General features: G+C 65.6%; 12 protein-coding genes. 1 reads left to right on the top strand and 11 read right to left on the bottom strand.

Annotation, left to right across the window (positions count from 1 at the left end; translation table 11 throughout):
- Positions 1–22 precede the first annotated feature (22 nt).
- The 7 genes from ABIC78_RS08295 to ABIC78_RS08265 form a co-directional block, all read right to left on the bottom strand.
- Positions 23–1,675, bottom strand: coding sequence for an alpha-L-fucosidase (locus ABIC78_RS08295; RefSeq protein ID WP_168352936.1), 1,653 nt, complete (start codon positions 1,673–1,675; stop codon positions 23–25).
- Entirely contained in the window at positions 1,675–3,999 is a 2,325-nt protein-coding gene (locus ABIC78_RS08290) for a glycoside hydrolase family 31 protein (RefSeq protein ID WP_354488890.1), read from the bottom strand. Before ABIC78_RS08290 ends, ABIC78_RS08295 begins: the two co-directional genes overlap by 1 nt.
- A gap of 143 nt (positions 4,000–4,142) precedes the next feature.
- Complete coding sequence (locus tag ABIC78_RS08285; protein ID WP_354488888.1) at positions 4,143–5,690, bottom strand: tryptophan halogenase family protein; 1,548 nt, start codon at positions 5,688–5,690, stop codon at positions 4,143–4,145.
- Positions 5,691–5,706: 16 nt separating this feature from the next.
- Positions 5,707–7,200 carry a tryptophan halogenase family protein gene (locus tag ABIC78_RS08280; RefSeq protein ID WP_354488886.1) on the bottom strand — a complete coding sequence of 498 codons (1,494 nt, stop codon included), beginning with the start codon at positions 7,198–7,200 and terminating at the stop codon, positions 5,707–5,709.
- Between the two features lie 100 nt (positions 7,201–7,300).
- On the bottom strand, positions 7,301–10,303 hold the full coding sequence (locus tag ABIC78_RS08275; protein WP_354488884.1) for a TonB-dependent receptor: 3,003 nt from the start codon (positions 10,301–10,303) through the stop codon (positions 7,301–7,303).
- Between the two features lie 523 nt (positions 10,304–10,826).
- Positions 10,827–11,900, bottom strand: coding sequence for a LacI family DNA-binding transcriptional regulator (locus ABIC78_RS08270; protein ID WP_169041428.1), 1,074 nt, complete (start codon positions 11,898–11,900; stop codon positions 10,827–10,829).
- Between the two features lie 111 nt (positions 11,901–12,011).
- Complete coding sequence (locus ABIC78_RS08265) at positions 12,012–13,898, bottom strand: sialate O-acetylesterase (RefSeq protein ID WP_179563479.1); 1,887 nt, start codon at positions 13,896–13,898, stop codon at positions 12,012–12,014.
- Between the two features lie 201 nt (positions 13,899–14,099).
- Here ABIC78_RS08265 and ABIC78_RS08260 point away from each other — a divergent pair, with 201 nt between their 5' ends.
- Entirely contained in the window at positions 14,100–17,891 is a 3,792-nt protein-coding gene (locus ABIC78_RS08260) for a GH39 family glycosyl hydrolase (protein ID WP_354488881.1), read from the top strand.
- 62 nt (positions 17,892–17,953) lie between these two features.
- On the opposite strand, the gene ABIC78_RS08255 is transcribed toward ABIC78_RS08260, so the two are convergent.
- The 4 genes from ABIC78_RS08255 to ABIC78_RS08240 all read right to left on the bottom strand — a co-directional run bounded on the left by ABIC78_RS08255 (position 17,954) and on the right by ABIC78_RS08240 (position 21,138).
- Positions 17,954–18,247, bottom strand: a complete 294-nt coding sequence (locus ABIC78_RS08255; protein WP_148291872.1) for a CsbD family protein — start codon at positions 18,245–18,247, stop codon at positions 17,954–17,956.
- 49 nt (positions 18,248–18,296) lie between these two features.
- Positions 18,297–19,160, bottom strand: a complete 864-nt coding sequence (locus ABIC78_RS08250) for a hypothetical protein (protein ID WP_354488879.1) — start codon at positions 19,158–19,160, stop codon at positions 18,297–18,299.
- A gap of 65 nt (positions 19,161–19,225) precedes the next feature.
- A complete protein-coding gene (locus ABIC78_RS08245) occupies positions 19,226–19,390 on the bottom strand; it encodes a CsbD family protein (RefSeq protein WP_082349925.1) in 165 nt (54 codons plus the stop codon).
- A 266-nt stretch (positions 19,391–19,656) separates the two neighbouring features.
- Positions 19,657–21,138 carry a PAS domain S-box protein gene (locus ABIC78_RS08240; protein WP_354488876.1) on the bottom strand — a complete coding sequence of 494 codons (1,482 nt, stop codon included), beginning with the start codon at positions 21,136–21,138 and terminating at the stop codon, positions 19,657–19,659.
- Positions 21,139–21,186: the final 48 nt, after the last annotated feature.

Below are 21,186 nucleotides of genomic sequence, written 5' to 3'. Positions count from 1 at the left end.
GCCGGCCACAGACGTTGACGCGTCAGATCAGGCCGGCCCCGTCCAACTGCACCACGGGCACCATGCCGCCTTCCGGGCGCGGCGGCAGGGTCAAGACCAGGCCATCGGCATCCTGGCGGAACGGCACCGGCCCGCCGCCGAGCAGGCGCGCAGAGGCCACTTGGCCCGCCTGCTGGCCCAGCGACGCGATCCGTACCGGCGCATCGGGCCATTCCAGCATCGCGGCAAACAGCGCGCCGTGCTTGGTGGTAAAGCGGATATCCTGCGCGGTGAATGGGCCAGACTTGCCCTCTGCCATGATGCCGGTGTCCAGCTTGGTTGGCCCTTCGCCATAGCGCCGCCACGGGCGGCTGCCATGGATCATGGCATCGCCGTGCACCGCCATCCAGGCGGTGATCCCGTCCAGGATCTTGCTCTCTTCGGCATCATAGGTGCCATCGCCGCGCAGCGGAATCGACAGCAGCAGGTTGCCGTTCTTGGATACCACATCGACCAGGCGCTGGATCACCTGATGGGCCGGCACATAGGATTTCTGCGCGAACCGGTCGCGGTTGTAATGCCAATCGCCGATGCAGGTGCAGGTCTGCCACGGGCGCGGGCGGATATCGGCGGCAAAGCCACGCTCCACGTCTTCCACCACGGCGCGCTGCTGGTCATCGCTCAGCCGCTTGGCTGTCAGCACCACGTCGGGGCTGCCATGCCAGGCAGTGGCCTGGTTGTAGAAATGCGCGGCGGCTTCCAGGCCGTAGTGGTCGAACGGCAGGCCGTAGTCGTCGAAATAGACCATGTCGGGGCGGTAGCGCTCCACCAGGTTCTTTTGCCGCGCCAGCCAGCGTGCGGCAAAGGCCGGGTTGCGCGGCGGCACGGTTTCCAGCCACTGCCCGTCGTTGGCCTGGTGCCACTTGTCCATCGCGGCATCGCTGGTGATGCCATCGGGCGGGGCCATGTTGGGTCCGGTGTAAAGCGCCTGGGGATCGAGGCCCTGCCACCAGGTGCCCTGCCCGTGCTCGCGGCGCAGGTGCCAGGCGTCATAGCGCTGCCCGGCATGGAGCCCTTGCGCATCATAGCCATAGGCGGTCTGCCACCAGTGCCAGGCGTGGCTGGCGTGGTTCGACACGCCGAACTTGAGGCCCGCCCCGCGTGCCGCCTTTTCCCAGCCGGCGATCACATCGCGCTTTGGCCCCACGCGCGTGCTGTTCCAGCCATGATGATCGCTGGTGAACAGGTCCAGATTGTCATGGTGGCAGGCCATCGCCATGAAATAGCGCGCACCCGCCGCCTTGTAGCGTTGCACGAGGAAATCGGGATCCCAATGCTCACCGTGCCAATCGCCGATCACGTCGATGAAGCCGTGCGCCGTGGGATGGCCGTAGGTAGCAACCTGATGCTGGTAAGCCGGGGTGCCGGGAATATACATCGAGCGGCCATACCAGTCGCCACGCTCGGGCTGGCACTGCGGGCCCCAGTGCGCCCAGATGCCAAAGCGCGCCTCCCTGAACCACGCCGGCACCTGATAACCGGCGGCCAGAGACTGCCAGTCGGGCGCCAGGGTGCCCGACCGGGCGCGATGGCCGCCCGCAGCAACGCGCGCCTGGCCCGCGCCACCCACGGCGAGCGCCGCCAGCCCGCCACCCAGCACGCCGCGCCGGCTGGCGCCGAGCCATCCCCCGGCCATCAGCGCACCACCTCGACCGGCGGACGCGCCGCACTACCCTTCATGCCGGCGGGCCATTCCACCTGGCCGCTGGCATCGTTCCAGCGCACCACGGTCTTGCCGGCCTGGCTGGTCTTGTAGGCATTGGTCTGGCCATCATCGTCATAAAGCGTGGCTTCGCCATTGGCGCCGGCAAAGGCGCGCAGCTTGGCAATGCCCTGCTTTTCCGCGGTGGAAAGGATCGGCGTGCCCAGCGGCACCACGCTGCCCGCGCGCACGAACAGCGGGATCTGGGCGATCGGGGCATCGGCCTCGATCGTCTGGCCGCCGGCAAACTTGCGCCCGGTCCACCAGTCATACCAGTCGGTGCCCTTGGGCAGATAGACCGGGCGGTGGGTCTGCCCCTGTCGCGTGACCGGCGCCACCAGGAACGCCGGGCCAAACATATATTGGTCCTTCACCGTCAAGGCCTGGGCATCGCCGGGGAAGTCCATGAACAACCCGCGCATGATCGGCGCGCCGGTGTCATAGGCATGGCGCGCGGCGGCATAGGTATAGGGCAGCAGCGCATAGCGCAGGCGCAGCGTATCAGCCAGGATCGCCTCTGCCGCCGGGCCATATTGCCACAGCGCGGTGCCCGGCCGCTGGCCATGGATGCGCAGTGTGGGGGTGAAGGTGTTGTACTGGAACCAGCGCACGAACAGTTCGGGATAGTCCTTGTAAGCAGGCGCCATCGCCGTGGCGCCGGCCGGATCGACCAGCGGCGCCGTCGTCGCCTCGCCCGCGCCGCCGGGATACTGCCACCCGCCGGTGTCGCTGCTCCAATAAGTCATGCCCGAGGCCGTGGCGTTGATGCCGGTGGGCACTTGGCGTTGCAGTGCTTCCCACGTGGCGTCCACGTCGCTCGACCAGAACAGGCAGCCATTGCGCTGCGCGCCGAGATAGGCCGCGCGGCACAGGATCATGTTGCGCTTGTTGGGCCGGTCCTGTGCCGAGCCATCGGCAACGCTTTGCGTGTGCAACAGCGGGAACAGGTTGTGATAGCGATCGCCCGAACCGATCGAATAGAAATAGCCATCCGGCACCAGATCGGGCTCGGTCTCGTCCAGCCACGTCCAGTCAAAACCCTGGCTCAGGATATTGTCGCGGATCTGGCTCCAGAACCACTTGCGCGCGGCCGGCACGGTGGGATCGATCAGCGCGCCTGCGCGGTCAGAGCGGATCGGCAGGCCATCGACCGGCTTGCCATCCTTGTCGTGCAGCAGCCAGCCCTTGGCGGCGAGCGTATCGAAGTTCTTGGAAACCTTTTCAAAACGCGGCCACACGCTGATCAAAGAGCGCATGCCCATGGCGTTGAGCTGGGCATTCATGCCCTTGGGATCGGGAAAGGCGCTGCGATCGATGTCGAGGTTGCCCAGCGCCGTCCAATAGAACCAGTCGAGCACCATGATATCGAGCGGCAGGTTGCGCGCGCGATAGCCCTTGGCAATGTCGAGCAGCTCGGCCTGCGTTTCATAGCGCGCCTTGGACTGGATCAGGCCCAGCGCGGCCTTGGGCGGCAGCGGCGTGGCGCCGGTCAGGCGGGCATAGCCGGCATAGATCTCGTCGGTGGTCTTGCCGGTGATCAGGAAAAAGCTGACGCGCTCGCCCACGTTCGATTGCCAGTGCGTCTTGCCGTTGACCCCGGCCGAAACCGTGGTGGCGGAAGGGTTGTCCCAGACGATGCCATAGCCCTTGCTCGTGACCATGAAGGGCACGCACACACTTTCGCCCTCGGGTGCGTCATAATTGTGGCGGCAATCGATGGTGCGCCCGCGCAGATCGGCATAGCCTTGCTGGTTCTGGCCCAGGCCCCAGAAATGCTCGTCAGCCGTGGTGGAAAAGCTCGCGCCGACGCGGAACGTGTGCTCGCCCGCCACATCGTGCGGGCTCATTTCCCAGCTGTTCATGCGCGTGAGCGCGGCGCCGCCGGGGCGGGCAAAGCCGATCGAGACGCTGGGTAGCGACGGCGCGAAATAGCGCGCCATCATCGTCGGCGCGCTGGGCCAGGGCTGCGCATCGACGCGCACTTCCAGATCGCCGGAACGGAACACGTCAGCCCCGTTGGCGATGGCATGGGTCCAGCCAGCGGCATCGGGCGTGGCATTGGGCCCTTCGCCAGGCGCGCTGCGCGCCACGTCGGGATCAGTGGCGATGGTGACGCGCACGATATTGGGGGCATAGGGTTCGATGCTCACCGCCGCGCCGTTGCGATCAAGCACCGCCAGCGGCGCGGCCAGGGCCGGCACCGCGCAACCGGCCTGCAACAGCAGCGCGAGGGTGAAAATACGTGCCTTGGCCTTCATGCGATTGGTCCCTTCCCGTCTCGTTAATTCTGTCGCAGCCAAACCGTGGTTCAACCCGCGCAGTCGAGTGATAGCGCTATCATTATGGTGCCGATGCTGGCTTGGCAACTGGTTATCGCGCCTTGCCTTTTCCCGGCCGGTGGTCAGCCCAGCGCCGCTTCCCGCTGGGCGTTGGCGATCGTCCCGCCGATCCTGGCAAGGTGATCGGCCTGGCTGGGCATGGCCTGTGCTGCGCGCCCAATCAGGTCACGCATGCCGCGCAGCATCTGGTCCAGTTCCAGCGGGCGCAGGCTTTCGGTCAGCGGATCGTGGGACTGGGGCATGACGCCCTGGCCGAGCAGCACCGCCAGCCAGCTGGCGTCTTGAAACAGATCGGTTTCGCGTGACAGTAGCCGCCCGCTGCGGCGGAACATGGCGATCTTTTCCGCCAGCGAATCCGGGATCGCGCCGGTCCGGCACTGGTCCCAGAACGGTTCCCCTTCGCGCTCGTTGGCGTGATAGTGCAGCACCAGAAAATCGCGGATACGGTCGTATTCGTTGGCAATCTGGCGGTTGAACTCGGCCATGGTCATGGGGTCGAAGCCCATGTCGGGAAACCAGTTGAGCAACTTGGCCACGGCAATCTGGACCAGATGGATGCTGGTCGATTCCAGCGGCTCCAGAAATCCGGCCGAAAGGCCGATCGCCACGCAGTTCTTGGCCCAGCTCTGCACCCGGCGGCCGGTGGTAAAGCGGATCAGGCGCGGATCGGCCAGCGGCTGGCCATCCAAATTGGCCATCAGCGCGGCATGGGCCTGGTCATCGCTCCAATGTTCGGCGCTATAGACCATGCCGTTGCCCATGCGATGTTGCAGCGGAATGCGCCATTGCCAGCCGGCCTCATGAGCGGTCGAGCGCGTATAAGGGCGCATGAGGTCGACACAGTCTGTCGGCACGGCCAATGCCCGGTTGCACGGCAGAAAGTGCGTCCAGTCTTCGAACGGCACGCCCAGCGCCTCGCCCAGCAACAGGCTGCGCAGGCCGGTGCAATCGATGAACAGATCGCCATCGAGCATGCCGCCATCGTCCAGCCGCAGGCTGGCGATGCGGCCGCTCTCCCCGTCGAGCACGACCTCTTCGATCAGCCCTTCGCGGCGCTCCACCCCGCGCTCTTCGGCCAAGGTACGCAGATGCTGACCATAGAGCGTGGCATCGAAATGATAGGCATAGGAAAAGGTCGAATAGACCGAGCGTGGATCGCCATCGGGCTGCCGCATCTTACCGGAATAGGCGGCCTGTTCATTGAGCGAGAACGCGCCGAGGGGGGTATCATCACCCAGCGCCTGGGCGCGCAACCAGTGCTGGTGGAATTGCGTGCCGCCAAAATCGTTGCCCTGCCGCCCGAACGGATGGAAATAGCGGTGCCCCCTGGCGCGCCAGCCGGCAAATTCGATGCCCAGCTTGAACGTGCCCTTGGTCGCCTGGAGAAACGCCGCCTCGTCCAGCCCGATAACCTGGTTGAAGGTCTGGATCGGCGGGATGGTCGCTTCGCCCACCCCGATCGTGCCGATGGTTTCGGATTCGACCAGCGTAATGCGGCAACGGTGCGGGGCAATCGTGCGCGAAAGCGCGGCAGCCACCATCCAGCCAGCGGTGCCGCCACCGGCGATGACGATGGAACGGATGTGGGAAGGCGCGGTGTCGTGCGGCATGGGGTGATCCGATCGGTCAGGCCGCGGCCTGGCAATGGCGGGCAAGGTAAAAGCGGTGATCGGGTGCAGACCGGCCCATGCGCGCCAGATCCTCGCGGCGGCGTGCCATGTGCGCGCGCAGCATGTCGATCGGCAGCGCGTCGATCAGCGGATCGTGGCGCTGTGGCCAGACGCCATTGCCCAGCAGGATCGCCGCCCAGCTCGGCTCTTGATAGGATTCCCCATCGAGCAGCGGGATCTTGCCCGTCGCGTGCCAGCTATCGAGCTTTTGCTGCAGGGTATCGGGCAGGTCCATGGCGCGCACCGCCTGCCAGAACGGCTCGGGCCGCTGCGACACGCAATAGTGCGCGATGATGAAATCGCGGATGCGGTCCCATTCCACCTGGCACACGCGATTGTATTCGGCCGCCACGCGCGGATCGAAATGCTTGTCGGGGAAAAACTCGATCAAGCGGCCGATGCCGTTCTGGATCAGCTGGATGCCGGTGGATTCCAGGGGTTCCAGGAACCCACTGGCAAAACCCAGGGCCACGCAATTGCGCTGCCAGAATGCCTCGCGCCGCCCGGCGGTAAAGCGGAAGCGGCGCGGATTGGCCAATGGCGCGCCGCCCAGGCTGCCGAGCAACGCGTCTTCTGCCGCCGCATCGCTCATGTGAGCCGAGGCATAGACGATGCCGTTGCCTTCGCGGTGCTGCAACGGAATGCGCCATTGCCAACCCGCCGCCAGCGCGGTGGAGCGGGTGAACGGCGCAGGCGGATCGTGCCGCGCCGATGGCACCGCAATGGCGCTGTCGCACGGCAGCCAGTGCGACCAATCGACATAGCCCGTGCCCAGGCGCTTGCCGATCAGCTCGGCGGCAAAGCCGGTGCAGTCGATGAAGAATTCGCCATCCACCACCTGCCCATCGGCCAGGTGCAAGGCGCGGATATGCCCGGTCTGCGGATCGAGCGGCACATCGACCACGCGGCCTTCAACGCGGGTAACGCCCCAGCTTTCAGCCAGCGTGCGCAGATAGCGGGCATAGAGCACCGCATCGAAATGATAGGCGTGGGCATAGCGGGGCTGGCGCGGATCGGCCGGCGTGAACTTGCCGCGCTGTGCCAAGGCATAAGGCGCGGAATAATCGTCGATCGGTGCGGTTTCGCCCGATCGGGCCAGGCGCAGCCAATGATGGTGCGGGGCAATCCCGCCGATCGGCTCGCCATAATCGCCAAAGCCATGGAAGTGGGTATTGCCCACTTGCCCCCAATCGCAGAACTCGATGCCCAGCTTGTAGCTGCCCATCGTCGCCTGCAGGAAGGCATGCTCATCCAGGCCAAGCCTGTCGTTGAACAGGCGGAACAGCGGCACGGTCGCCTCGCCCACCCCGATGATCCCGATCTCTTCGGATTCCACCAGGGTAATGCGCAAGGGTTGCCCATCGAACGCCTTGGCCAGAAGCGTGGCCGCCATCCAACCGGCCGTGCCACCGCCCAGGATGGTGATCGATCGGATCGCTGCCTCGTTCATCACATCCTCTTCCCCGTTCCGGCCCCGGTCTCATGCGCCTGTGCGGAACAGGGGCATGAGATAACCGGAGCCGGCCGTGTGGAGCAAGATACCGCCGCGATCAGAACTTCGAGCGGACGAGGAACGCGATGTGGCGGTCGGTTTCTTCCCAGGCATAGCGCGGGTGCAGGCTGGCCGGGCCAACATCGATATAGGTCTTGGCCTTGAGCAGGTTCTGCGCCTGGAGGCCGACCTTGAGATGGCTGTTCACATCGACGATGAACGATGCGTCGAGCTGGCCATAGGCTTCGTTCCACACCGGCTGGTTGACGTTGGCACCGTTGGCGTTGGCCAAGTATTCCGAGCGCCAGTTGTAGGCGAGGCGCGCCGAAATCCCATACTTTTCATAGAGCAGAGCCGCGTTGAACGAATGCTTGGACAGGCCCTGCATCGGCAGGTTGCCCGGCAGCAGGCTGCCCGGCGCCAGCTGCGGGTTGGACGGGTTGCGCCCACCGGTGCTGGCGATGAAGGTATAGTTGCCGTTGAAGCCCAGGCCCGACAGCGCACCGGGCAGGCTATCGAAGAACATGGTGTAACCCGCTTCCACGCCCTTGATCGTGCCATGCCCGCCGTTGACCGGGATGTTGACCTGGAAATCCTGCGTCACGCCATTGCGCGTCAGCGTAACGGTCGATGCCTGGGGGCTGATGTAGTTCGACACGTCCTTGAAGAACGCGGCCAGCGTCACGGCATTGGCCTTGCCGAAATAGTATTCGAAGCTGGCGTCAAAGTTCCAGGCGCGGATCGGCTTGAGATAGGGGTTGCCGCCCGTCAGGGTACGGGGGGCGACCACCGCCGGGGTGAAGCCGTCCGCCTGGAAGGTATAGGCATAGGTTTGGTTGGCCTGCAGGTCGGTGAAGCTCGGGCGATAAATCGTCTTGCCCACCGCAAAGCGCAGGATGGTCTTGTCGTTCAGGTAGAACCGCGTGTTGAGCGTCGGCAGCACGTCGGTGTAGCTGTTGCGCGCGTCGACCGGGGTCTTGCTGCCATCGCCCACGAACGTCGCGGCATTGACCAGCGCCTGGCACGCCGCGGCGCCATTGGTGGCGATACACGCCGCCGCCGTCTGCGAGTTCGACGACGAAGAGCTGAGCGAGGGCAGGAAGATGGCGCCAACCGCCGTGGTGCGGGTGCGGATCACGCGGACGCCGATGTTGCCATCGAACCGGCCGAGCAGGCCGCTGTCTTCGCCAAAGCTCGCCATGGCATAACCGGCCAGCGTCTTTTCGGTCTGGGTATTGGTGCCATAGGCGTTGTTGTTGCCAGCGCTGCCATTGAAGGCCGCATCGGTCAGCGGCGACCAGCCGCCATTGCCGCTCTGCGTGGTAACCAGATACTTGTAGGCATTGGCTGCCCCCTTGTCGAGCAAGCCAACCGAAGGGAACCAGCCGCCCGGCACATTGACGTTCCCGCCCATGAAGTTGCCAAAATTGAGGCGCGTAGTCTGGCCCGGCAGGCCCACGTTGCCCGGGTCCTGGTTAAGGTAGATCGGCGTGCCGCCACCCCAATAGGCGGTGCTGAGCAGGCCCCAGTTGTAGTTGGTCGATTGGGTGACCAAGTCCTTGGCAGTGTTTCGCAGGCCAACCTTGAACGACTTGAAGAAGTTGCCGTCATCGAGCGTGTAGGTCACGTCGGCGCGTTCCGCCCACGAGGATGCGCGGTTGTTCTCGTTGTGCTGCATGGCAGCGTACCAGAAATAGTTGGCCGGATCGCTCAGGCTCAGGCCATTTTCGCTGAAGGTGAGGCTGGGCCGGTCACCAGTCAGGTTGAACGCCACGTTGGGCCGGCCGCCGTTCAGGCCGAAACCGTCGAACGCGGTCATGCTATAGACGCTGGCGTGCGAGTTGACGTGATCGACATCGACACTCACCGTCAGGTGATCGGTCGGCGTCCAGAACATGCTGCCATAGAATTCGCGGGTGACCTTGTCCTGCTGGCCAACGCGGCTGTCATAGACCAGCTGCGCATTGGTCAGCGTGCCCGAGGCCAGGGTATGCTGCGGCCCGGTGAAGGTGAAGCTGGGATCGAGGCTGAAACCGCCGTTCTGGTCGTTGATCTGCACGGCATTTTCAGCGTCACGCGGCGTCACCTTGGCAATCATGCCTTCAAAGGTGAACAGCAGGCTGGACGACGGCTTGATCTGCAGCACCGCGTCATACGAGTGGCGCACCTGCGTCCATTCGACCGAGCGATAGCCCAGGCCACTGGGCAGAGCCACGGTGGTGCCGGCCGGGAGACCCGATTGCGCCGCTGGCAGCGTTGTCGTGCTGATCGATCCGGTCTGGATCGCATCGGTGCGGTTGCCGGTCTTGCCGGTGGACGCGGAAAGCTGCAGGCCGATCTGGGTGCCGCCGGGCGTGTCCCAGCGGTGGCTTACCACGGCATTGCCCGAGAAGAAGCCTTCCTTGCGCTTGTCGGCATAGTTCCAGTCACCCGAAACGGCGACGAAGTTCTTGCTGTCGAGCGGCTTGCGCGTGCGCAGGTCGACGATGCCGGCAATGCCGCCTTCGACCATGTCGGCCGACGGGGTCTTGTAGACGTCGACCGCGCCCATCAGGTCGGGCGAGACGTCTTCAAAGCTCAGGCCACGGCCGCTGTTGGCCGAGAACACGTCGTGGCCATTGATTTCGCTGCGCGTCCAGGAAAGGCCACGGATGAACACGCCGCCACCTTCGGCCGGCACGCGGCCGGGGTCGCTGCCTTCCAGGGTGTTGACGTCACCGGTACGCTGCAGAGTGATGCCGGGCACGCGCTGCAGCGCTTCAGAAACGGTGCGGTCGGGCAGCGCGCCGATGTCCTGGGCAGAGATCGAGTCCACGATCACCTGCGAATTGCGCTTGGTGTTGAGCGCGTTGCTCAGCGAGCCGCGAATACCGGTAACGATGATAGACGGCACGTTCGGCTCATCGGCAGCGGCGGCCTTGCCGGCGTCTGTGGCGGCAGCGGCTTCCTGCGCATGGGCGGTGCCGACCACCAGCGAGGCGGCCATCACCATGCTGGACGTGACAAGAAAACCGATCTTGCGCGCATTGCGGCGCGTGCTGCGCCCGAAAACGTTGTGCATAACCCCTCCCAATTAAGGCTATCTCTAAAGAAATGTATTTTTTACAGATATTTCCATGCCGATCTCAGCGTCGTGAGAGACGCGCGGCAATGGCGAGAAACAGATCTATTTCCCTTAGAGCCCCCTCCTGATTGCTCCGTGTGTCAGAGCACCTCATCTGCGTTAACGCTACCATTTCAACACATGATTCGCAAACCGGATTATTGCCAAACGCCCGCCGTGCTGCGGGCTTGCCGCTGGACAGCCGCATTCGGCAACAAATCGGTAATTTATGCCGCTTTGCATCATTTGTGTTATTTCAATGGTTTAGAATTATCGTATCAATGAGATAACTAGGATTTATCGCACGCGCTTTTGCGGTGCGGGAGGCGCAGAAAATGGCCTGGCGATAGCGCTAAAACGATTGCAGGACTGTGGCAAAGCCGCAACGGTCACCCACTATTCGTGCGTGGTCACCGCAAGAGCGCGTAGCGAAAATGGCGTGACCCGTTCCCCCGCATTGCGCGGGATGGCCGGGTACGGATTAACCGGCGCGTGGCGCGGTCAACGTGGCGTCGGATGCGCGCAGCACCAGCGAGAAATCGACCCGCACATGGCGCGGCGCGCGCGCCTTGGGGTCAAACACGCTGTCCACCAGCAGGCGCACGGCTTCGCGTGCCATATCGGCCACTGGCTGGCGCGCGGTGGTGAGTTCCGGCCAGACATTGGTCGCCGATGCCGTATCGTCGAACCCGCAGACCGATAGCTGGCGCGGCACGTCCAGCCCCATACGGTGCGCCGCGGCGACGGTGGCGGCGGCCATGTCGTCGTTGCTGGCAAAGATCGCCGTGGGCGGCTCGTCGAGCGAGAGGAGCGCCAGCGCGCAATCCATGCCCGAACGGAACGTGAAATCGCCGGTGGTTTCCAGGCGCCGATCGCCATCGATGCCCGCTTCGGCCAAGGCACGGCGATAGCCGTTGCGGCGCAGGGCGCTGGCGGTCTGGTTGGGCGCGCCGCCGATAAAGCCGATCCGCCGATGTCCCAGCCCGGTGAGCCGCGCGGTCAGCGCATAGGCGGCCGCCTCGTCATCGATAGTTACGGCATGGGCCAGCGGCGAAGGTGCCCCGGTGGCGACCTGCGCCATGACGAGCCCGGCGCGGTTGATGCATTCCAGCAGCAGCACATCGTCAGACAGGGGCGGCGGCAGCAGCACGGCATCAACGCGGTGCGACAAGAGCTTGGCTGCCAGCGCTTCGCGGCTGGCCTCTTCCTCGAAATGCTCGACCAGCAACTGCGCGCCCATGGCGTTGGCCTGCTCGTTCGATCCGACCAGGAACTCGCTGAGATAGGCCGAACTCGGGTTGGAATGGAGCAGGCCGATGCGGCACTGCCGGCCGCCGGCCAGGCTGCGCGCGGCAAGATTGGGGACATAGCCCAGTTCGGCAATGGCCTTTTCCACCTTGGCGCGGGTGGCCTCGTGCACTTTGGGATCGCTGTTGACCACGCGCGACACCGTCATCGGCGAAACCTGCGCCAGGCGCGCGACATCGGCCACCGTCGGCCCACGCGCGCCCCGGCGTTGCCCACGCTTGACGCGGCCGTTGTCCTGATCAGTCATCCCCGCCGTCCTAAGCCCCGCCAATGCGGCATGCAAGCGAAACGGCCAACCCGATACCAAATTGATACCGCTATCGCGCGGCGCGTATCGGCCAGGCGAGAGACGGGGCGATCAGGGTATCGGCATAGTGAAGGGGCTCAGCGGGCTGCCATCGGCATCGAACAGGTTGACCACCGGGCTATCTGCCCAGAGATACCGCAGTGTCACGTCACCAGTGCGCACGGGGATGGCCACCGTATCGGGGGCGTCCAGCTTTGCCGGGGCAAACCGGCAATGGCCTGCCGCATCGCACAGCTCAAAGCCGATCGGCACGGCATCGCCGATCACCCGCAATGGCCGGTTGAAGCGCAGCCGCACCTGGTCGTTGCCCTCGCGCAGCACCACCGGCAGCGCGGCAACCGACTTGCCGGCCAGGGCCTGGGCCAGCCGTTGGCCCACCGGCTTCTTGCGCGTGGGGTGGATATCGTCAGGGTCACCCACATCGATCGCCACGGCCAGGCCGGCGTCGGGATCGCTGGCCGCCACATCGCGCTGCGCCTCGCGGATCTGCGGCCAGAAGGCATCGGTTGGGCCAGCCACCAGTGGGCCATAACCGGCAATCTGCACGATGCCGAAAGGCCGCGTGGCAAAGCGGCTGCGCCAATCGGCGATCAACGCGCGCAGCAAGCCACGATAGCCGGTTGCATCGCCGGCATTCGATTCCCCCTGGTACCAGGCGATGCCGGCCAGCGGGATATCGCCCAGCGGGGCGATCATGCCGTTGTACAGCGTGGTCAGCCCGCTCGCCGCGATCCATGGCGGCATCGGAATCTTGCCGGCACGCGCCAGCGGCATGCCCTGGACCACCTGCCATCCGGCAATCGGGATGCTGCCGTCGGCCAGTTCCAGGGCCGGCAGGCTATCGCCATGCAGGCCGCCGCCGCTGCCGGTATCGAGCACGTTGACGGTGATCGTATTGGTGCCGGCGTGCAGGCTGCCGGCCGGCAGCATATAGTGGCGCTGCGTGTTCCAGCCCACCCCCGCGCCCACCGCCACGCCGTTGACCAGCGTCTGGTCGATATCGTCGACCACGCCCAGACGCAGCGCGCGGGCCGCCCGGGCCTGTTGCGCGCTAAGCCTGACCGTGGCGGTATAGGTGGCGGTGCCGTCAAACCGGGCATAGGCCGGATCGCCCCAGTCTTCCCACAGCTTGCCCACGTCAGCGCTGCGGGCCGCCCCCTTCCCCGCCGTGCGCGCGAAAAAGGCACGCAACTGCTTGCCCCAGGCCTGCTCGGCCGCAGCCGGATCGCGCCGGCGCAGGGCCAGCAGCTCCAAATCATCGTCGTGCCCACCAGCTTGGCGCACGGCCGCCGGTGACATCCAATCCTCGATGATCGAACCGCCCCACGATGCCGCGATCAGGCCCACGGGCACCTTGCGCGTCGCCTGAAGGCTGGCTCCCATGAAATAGCAGACGGCAGAAAAATCAGGCGTGCTTGCCGGGCCAGCCGGCGCCCAGGCTACACCCGCACCGAATTGCGGCTGCGGTGTCAGGCTGCTTTGCTTGGGCACGTTGAACAGGCGCAGATCGGGATTGGCACTGCCCGCAATCACCGCGTCGGCATTGGTGGCGTGGCGCAGCGTGAACTCCATGTTGGACTGGCCCGAACACAGGAACACGTCGCCAAACGCCACGTTGCCGAGCTGCGTCTGCTGCCCGGTCGACGTGGCAAAGCGCAGGTGGTGGCCGCCGCCCGCAGCCTGGGGCGGCAAGGCAATCTGCCATGTTCCATCGGCCGCCACGGTCGCATCGGGCAGCGCGCCACCGTCCAGGCTGGCATGGACCACGCTGCCCGGCTCCCCCATGCCGCGCAGGGGCACCGGCTTGCCCCGCTGCAACACCACGTTGTCGGTCAGGACCGGTGCCAGGGCAAAGGGCGCGGCCTGCGCCGCCACCGGCAAGGCCAGCAGCGGAAAGGCGGCGGCAACAACGGGCACAGCAAGGCGAAATGGACGCATGGCCGACAGGGCTCCTCTCTTACGGCCAGCCCAGCACCATCGTCATAGTGGCCAGCGGCGGTTTGTTTGTCGCGGGATTGTTAGCGCTATCTTGACTACATTTCGAGCGCAAATTATGCCTCGTCCCCGCAAACAAAAACACAACGGCAAAGGCCGGGCAGCGCACCGCTCCCCCCGCCACCGCCAGGGAAGGAGAATGTCATGCCTGGAATCCCGTTCCGTGGCGCGCGCCGGTTGGCCTGCACTACCCTGGCCAGCGTCCTGGCGCTCGGCGTGGCCGCGCCTGTTCACGCGCAATCGCCGGCAGCGGCCAATGCCGCCGCCACCCCGCTGGCGAGCGGGCCTTATCACTGGCAGACCGTGCCATTTGGCGCGGGCGGTTTTGTCGACGGGTTTCTCTATCATCCGCGCACGCCGGGCATTCTCTATGCCCGCACCGATATCGGCGGCATGTACCGCTTTGATTTCGAGAACAAACGCTGGATTCCCCTGCTCGATCACCTGGGCCGCGACGATGGCGATCTGATGGGCATCCTGAGCTTTGCCGTCGATCCCAACGCGCCCGACCGCGTCTATGCCGCTGCCGGGCTCTATCTCACGCAATGGAGCCGCAAGGGCGCGATCCTGCGCTCTGACGATCGCGGCCGCACCTGGCAGAAAACCGAACTGCCGATCGGCGTAGGTGGCAACAGCGACGGGCGCGGCACGGGGGAGCGGCTGGCGGTCGATCCGCGGCAGGGCGACGTGCTCTATTTCGGCTCCAACCGCGACGGCCTGTGGAAGAGCACCGATCGCGGCCTTACTTTCGCCCGCACCGGCGCAAAGGTCGGCGGGTTCAGCCTGGTGGCGGTCGATCCCGCGGCGCCCGGCCAGGTCTGGGCCGGATCGACGGATGGCACGGGCGCGCTGATGCTGAGCCGCGATGGCGGCGCCAGCTTTGCCGCCGTGCCGGGCCTGCCCGCGATGGTGCCGCAACACCTGGTGTTCGGCCGCGATGGCAGCCTCTATGTCACCTTTGCCGGGGGCGACCAGGCCAGCACGCTCAACCCCAGCAATATCAAGACCGGCGCGGTGTGGAAGCGCGATGGCCACGATGGGCCCTGGCACGATATCACCCCCACCCCGCCCGCGCCCGGCCTGCCTGGCGGCTTCTCCGGCGTGGACCTGGCCAGCGACGGCACGCTGGCGGTCTCGACCATCGATCGCTGGGCGCCGGGCGATGATATCTATCTTTCGCGCGATGGCGGCGCGCACTGGGACGCGCTTTCGGCCCATGCGCGGCACGATCCCGGTGCCTATCCCTGGCTGGTCGATTACATGAAGGGCCGCGACACCATGGGCCACTGGCTGGCCGATTTGAAATTCAACCCGTTCAAGTCCGACGAGATGATCTATGGCACCGGCTATGGCCTGTGGATCAGCCGCAACCTTGCTTCGGCCAAGCCGGGCGAGCCGGTGACGTTCGATTTTACCGTGGGCAATCTGGAAGAGGCCGCCACGCTGCAGATGGCCTCTCCCACCGGCGGCGCGGCCGTGCTGGCCGCCTTTGGCGACGTGGGTGGCGGCGCCTGGGAAGACCTGGCGCGCACCCCGCCGCGCAAGGGCCTGTTCACCCCGGCAAGCGAGACCAATTTCAGCATCGACTATGCCGGGGCCAAGCCGGGCAGCATGGTGCGCCTGGTCGATCATGGTCCCAGCTATGGCTATACCACCACCGATGGCGGCGCGACGTGGACACCGTTTGCCAGCGCCGCCTATCACTCGCCCGCCCCTGGCGGCGATTGGCGCAGGCCGGGCGTGGCAGCGATATCGGCCAAGGGCACCACGCTGGTCTGGGCGCCGGAGAAGGATGGGCTCTATGTCTCGAAAGACATGGGCAAGACCTGGCAGCCTTCCACCGGCATCGCCGCGCGGGCCGATACGTCCTATCTGCCCGTGGCCGACAAGGCCGCCGATGGGCTGTTCTATGTCTATGACCAGGCCAGTTCGGCGGTGCTGGCCAGCGGCGATGGCGGCAGCAGCTTTACCACCCTGATCGCAGGCCTGCCCAAGGTGGAAAGCTGGCAGAAGGGCACGCTGGCAGTGGTGCCCGGCCGGGTGAGAGACCTGTGGCTGGCGCTGCCGATGGGGCTGTTCCATTCGCCCGACAGCAAGACCAAGGTTACCCAAATGCGCAAGGTGACCGAGGCCTGGCTCGTCAGCTTTGGCGCGCCGGTGGTCAAGGACGCGTATCCCGCGGTGTTCCTGTGGGGCAAGGTCATGGGCCAGGAAGGGCTGTGGCGGTCTGACGATGCCGGCGCCAACTGGGTGCGGATCAACAGCCCGGACCAGCAGTTCGGCACCTTGCGCGCGATCGCGGGGGACATGCTCGATCCCGGCACGCTCTATCTGGCGCCGCATGGGCGCGGCATCATGGTGGGCATGCCGGCCAACAAGCCGCTGCCCGTGGCCGGCGCGGCACCGGGTGCAGCCGCCGCATCTGCCTCCGTCCCTGCCGCCACCGCCACTCGCCAGATCGCCGTTGACGTGGCGCGCGATGGTGGGCCGATCGATCGGTTCTTCGATCTCTCGATCGGGTCAGACTATCCCGGCACGCTGCGTCGCCCGGAAAACATGGCGCAGCTCAAGCTCGCGAGCGAAGAACTGGGCTTTCGCACCATCCGCTTCCACGACATTTTCCACGATGCGCTGGGCACGGTAAAGCGCGTCAACGGCAAGATCGTCTATGACTGGACCGCGATCGACGCGCTCTACGATGATCTCAAGGCGCGGCACCTGCGCCCCTTCGTGGAACTTGGCTTTACCCCCGATGCGCTGAAAACCTCTGATCAGACGATCTTCTACTGGAAAGGCAATACCTCGCACCCGCAGCCCGGCCCGTGGCGCGATCTGATCGACGCCTTCGTGCGGCACATGATTGCCCGCTATGGCCAGGACGACGTGCGGCAATGGTATTTCGAGGTGTGGAACGAGCCCAATCTCGCCGGCTTCTGGGAAAACGCCGACCAGCAGGCCTATTTCGGTCTCTATCTGCTGACTGCCAGAACCATCAAGGCGATCGATCCCCAGCTCAGGGTCGGTGGCCCGTCCACCGCGGGCGCGGCCTGGGTGCCCGAACTTCTCGCCGCAGTGAAAGCCAAGGGCGGCACGATCGATTTCGTCACCACCCACACTTATGGCGTGAATGGCGGGTTTCTGGATGAAATGGGCAAGGACGATACCAAGCTCGATCCCAGCCCCCAGGCGATCACCGGCGATGTGCGGCGTGTGCGCCAGCAGATCGACGCCTCGGCCTTTCCCGGCTTGCCGCTTTATTTCACCGAATGGAGCACCAGCTATACCCCGCGTGACCTGGTGCACGATTCCTACGTCAGCGCGCCCTATATCCTGTCCAAGCTCAAAAGCGTGGAAGGCGCCGCGCAAGGGATGAGCTATTGGGTCTACTCCGACCTGTTCGAGGAGCCGGGCCCGCCAACCACCGAATTTCACGGCGGCTTTGGCCTGATGACCAAGGATGGCATCCGCAAGCCGGCGTGGTTTGCCTACAAATACCTCCACGCCCTGCAGGGCCGCCGCGTGCCGGCTGACGACGCGCAAAGCTGGATCGCGCGCGACGGACGCAAGGTGGCCGCCGTGGTGTGGGATTTCGAGCAGCCCGCCCAGCCGACCAGCAACCGCAGTTTCTTTGGCAAGCTGGTGCCCAATCATCCGGCGGCGCCGGTGCGCCTGGCGTTCAGCCACCTCGCGCCCGGTCGCTATCGCTATACCCTGCATCGCACCGGCTATCGCGCCAACGATGCCTATTCCGCCTATATCGACATGGGCGCGCCCGAGCGGCTGACCCCGGCCCAGCTTGCCAGCCTGGCCGCACTGGCCCAGGACAAGCCCGAAGCGAGCGAGACGGTGACCGTCAGCGCCGATGGCCAACTGATGCGCGACGTGGCGATGCATAGCAACGATGTCACGCTGGCGACGCTCGAACCGGTGCAGTGACCATGCGCAAAGCGGCGCGGAAAGGATCGCTCCCTTCCGCGCCGCCGCGCTGGTTCCGTCAATCAGCCCCGCGTTGCCGCGCTCAACCGGCGGCCGAGCGACAGCGCGACCACGCCGGCAACGATGGCACTGGCCCGGGGATGGTTGCGCACCAGCTGCTCGCCGCGTTCGATCAGAACCACTGCCCGGTCGATCGCCCGGTCGATCGTCTTGCCGACCAGGCCTTCCACGCGGCCTTCGATGCGGCGGCTCTGGCCGCGCAGGCGGGTGGCATCATCGCCGGTAACCGTGCCGATGCCCTGTTCGATGGTGCCGGCCGCTTCCTTGATCGCGCCCGAAATGCGATGTTCGTTCATGATCATGCTCCTTGCGTTGGAACGTTGGTCAAAGTGGTGATGGCTTGGCTCAGGCGTGGTTGCGGCGGGTGGCGGCAACACCCCCGGCGGCGGCAGCGCTGGCGCCCAGCATCATCACCACGAACAGGGCAAAGGCAGTGCCGGCGGCCAGATCGGCGCCCTTGCTGCCAGCGTCGATCGCGGTATCGATCGCGCTCTGCTTGGCGGCCAGGAACTGCTGGCGGGCCTTTTCGACGCGGGCCATGGCTTCGTCGGGCGAGATCTTGTTCTGCGCCGCCACGATCATCGCCACGCGCTGTTCGGCCGCGCGCCCCTCTTCACCGCCCTTGGCCATGGCCGGCAGTTCCGCCACGATCGCCTTGCGGCCCTGTTCCGGCGTCATCGCGGCCGGATCGTTGGGCGTGGTATCGAGCAGCGCGGAAACCTGCGCGTCGACATCGGCCTGGTCCACGCCGGCCGCCCTGGCCACCGTGGGCGTGACCGCGCTGGCACCACTGGCCGCTGCCGTGGCCACGCTGCCCACCGCGCGGAACGCCCCGCCAACGATGCCGCCCACCGCCGAAGAAAGCAGGTAGAAGGTCAGCAACAGGGTCAGGCCCCAAATTGCCAGGCCATGCATCACGCCATCGACCGGGCGGCGGCTGCGCGATACCAGCGTGGCGCCATAGGCACCGGCGGCCAGCGCCAGAATGCTGCTGACCGTCCACCAGACCAGCGCGCCCAGGCCAAGCCCGCCGGCACTGGCGCCGCTCGCCGAACCGGGATTGATCGCGGAAAAGCCGATGCCGGCGCCAAGCAGGCCCAGCGTCACTTCAATGGCCAGCGCGATCACGGTGCCGGCCATCAGGGCCGACCAGTTCATGCGCGGGGCCAGACGGTCGTCAATGCGACCGTCAATCATGGTCGTTGCCATGCAAATCTCCTGCGGGAAGAAAGGTATCTTCGTGTGGTGGTGGTAAGAAAGGCGCGGGGCGCGCGTTATGGGCGGGCAGACTTGCGCACGGCCTTGGCCTGCACCTTGCCGGCCAGCTTTTCCGCCGCGCCTTGGGCACGGGTCTGGTCATTGCCGGTGATCTTGCCGATCGCTTCCAGGATCGAGCCCTTCACCTGGCGCACTTCGCCTTCGATGCGGTCTTCGTTCATGGGAACCTCCCATCACGTAGCGCGACCATCGCGCCGATGATGGAGAGATAGGCCGCCCCAATCGCCCGCGAGAGATGCAGAAGTACCAAATCGTATGGTACAAACTGGCCAAATCGGCGGGGCGGGTTTGGTGCTGGCGGCCGTTCTGCGAAACATCAAGCGGGACCCCGGATCAAGTCCGGGGTGACGAAAATTTAGGTGTATTTAAATACCTAGCGTCACCCCGGACTTGATCCGGGGGGCCTGCTGCAATCCAACCGTGCCTGTCAGCGGATCGGGCGTTGCAGCGGATAGCCACGCTCGCGCGCCCACAGCACGGCCTGCGCCCGGCGGTTGACGCCGATCTTGGCATAGACGCGGGCCACATGATTGCGCAGCGTGTTGCGCGAGACGCCCATTTCGCGTGCGATCGTGGCATCGTCACCACCTTCGCACAGCAGGCTGAGCACTTCCTTTTCGCGCCGGGTCAGTTCGCTGGTTTCGGCAGGGCGCTCGCTGCCATGCGGCGCGCGCAGGTTGGCGAGTTTTTCCACCACGGTGCGGCTGAACCAGTTGGTATCCTTCATCACCGCCTCTATCGCGCTGATCAGTTCCAGCTCGCTGTGGCGGCGTTCGTGAATGTCCTGGATCACCCAAAGCGTGCAGGTGTCGCGCCGCAAGGGGATCGCCGCGGCCGAAACCAGGCAGTCGGTTACCCCGCCATCCTTGGCGCGCACTTGCGCATCGCGCCCGCGAAAGGCGCTGCGTTCGACCAGCTGCTCGGCAACGGATGGCAGGAACGTGGCATCGGCCCACAGCTTGAGCGCGGGCATGGTCTTGCCCATCGCCTCGTCCGATGACCACCCGGTCAACTGGTGGAACGCGTCATTGGTATCGCACAGCGTGTGATCGCCGCGCGTGGTGATCGCCATGGCCACCGGCGCGAGGCGGAACGTGGTGACAAAGCGCTCTTCGCTGTGGCGCAGTTCGTTTTCGGCCTGGCGGCGCGGCTCCAGGTCGGCAAACGAGAACAGCATGCAGGGCTCATCATCCAGGTCCACTGGCTGCCCGGCCACGATCACCAGCTTGCGCCCACCATCGGGCAGTTCCAGATCGGCCTGCATCTGCGGCACGGTGCGCGCCTCGCGGATGCGTTCCTTGGCCGTGTCGATATCGGCCGCGTCCTTGAGCACGTCGATCTCGTACAGCGTGCGGCCCAGCACTTCGTCCTTCTGGTAGCCGGTCAGATCGAGGAAACCCTGGTTGACCTTGACATAGCGCAGGTCAGACAGCCGCATGATCACCGCCGGCGCGGGGTTGACGTTGAATGCCCGTTCGAAGCGCAGCTCTGCTTCATACCGCAAGGATACGTCCTGGATGATCAGCACCAGCAGATCGGGCGTGCCGCCAGCATCGGACAGGATCAGGCTGCGGATCTGGTGGATCCAGCGCGGCTCGTCCTCGCCTTGCGGGATCACCTCGACCACCACCTCATCGAACGCCTCGCCGGCGATCACCCGATCGAGCGGATAGTCACCGCGCTCCAGGCGGTGGTTGTTGCGATAGCGCAGCTGGAAGCGGCGGCGATAATCGTCAACATCCGCGCCCAGGTCTGCCAGCCGTTCCACGCCATGCATGACAAGGGCTGCCGGGTTGGCCCAGACGATGCGCTGTTCCGCGTCAACCAGCAGCACCCCCTCGCTCAGGCCGCCAATGATATGGCGCAGGCGCTCCTGCTCGATCGACGGGTCTGCCGCTGTCTTGTCCATGGGCGCTTCAATGCCCGAGGGCGCAGGCCGATCCCGGCGTTTTTCGGC

Source organism: Novosphingobium sp. 1529 (assembly GCF_040544855.1).
Classification (GTDB): Bacteria; Pseudomonadota; Alphaproteobacteria; order Sphingomonadales; family Sphingomonadaceae; genus Novosphingobium; species Novosphingobium capsulatum.
This window is presented reverse-complemented; position numbering and strand designations above follow the sequence as displayed.

Coding starts and splice junctions, on each gene's coding strand:
- ABIC78_RS08270 (WP_169041428.1), bottom strand. CDS start 11,900: ATGACTGATCAGGACAACGGCCGCGTCAAGCGTGGGCAACGCCGGGGC.
- ABIC78_RS08265 (WP_179563479.1), bottom strand. CDS start 13,898: ATGCGTCCATTTCGCCTTGCTGTGCCCGTTGTTGCCGCCGCCTTTCCG.
- ABIC78_RS08280 (WP_354488886.1), bottom strand. CDS start 7,200: ATGAACGAGGCAGCGATCCGATCGATCACCATCCTGGGCGGTGGCACG.
- ABIC78_RS08285 (WP_354488888.1), bottom strand. CDS start 5,690: ATGCCGCACGACACCGCGCCTTCCCACATCCGTTCCATCGTCATCGCC.
- ABIC78_RS08245 (WP_082349925.1), bottom strand. CDS start 19,390: ATGAACGAAGACCGCATCGAAGGCGAAGTGCGCCAGGTGAAGGGCTCG.
- ABIC78_RS08240 (WP_354488876.1), bottom strand. CDS start 21,138: ATGGACAAGACAGCGGCAGACCCGTCGATCGAGCAGGAGCGCCTGCGC.
- ABIC78_RS08275 (WP_354488884.1), bottom strand. CDS start 10,303: ATGCACAACGTTTTCGGGCGCAGCACGCGCCGCAATGCGCGCAAGATC.
- ABIC78_RS08260 (WP_354488881.1), top strand. CDS start 14,100: ATGCCTGGAATCCCGTTCCGTGGCGCGCGCCGGTTGGCCTGCACTACC.
- ABIC78_RS08295 (WP_168352936.1), bottom strand. CDS start 1,675: ATGGCCGGGGGATGGCTCGGCGCCAGCCGGCGCGGCGTGCTGGGTGGC.
- ABIC78_RS08290 (WP_354488890.1), bottom strand. CDS start 3,999: ATGAAGGCCAAGGCACGTATTTTCACCCTCGCGCTGCTGTTGCAGGCC.
- ABIC78_RS08250 (WP_354488879.1), bottom strand. CDS start 19,160: ATGGCAACGACCATGATTGACGGTCGCATTGACGACCGTCTGGCCCCG.
- ABIC78_RS08255 (WP_148291872.1), bottom strand. CDS start 18,247: ATGAACGAACATCGCATTTCGGGCGCGATCAAGGAAGCGGCCGGCACC.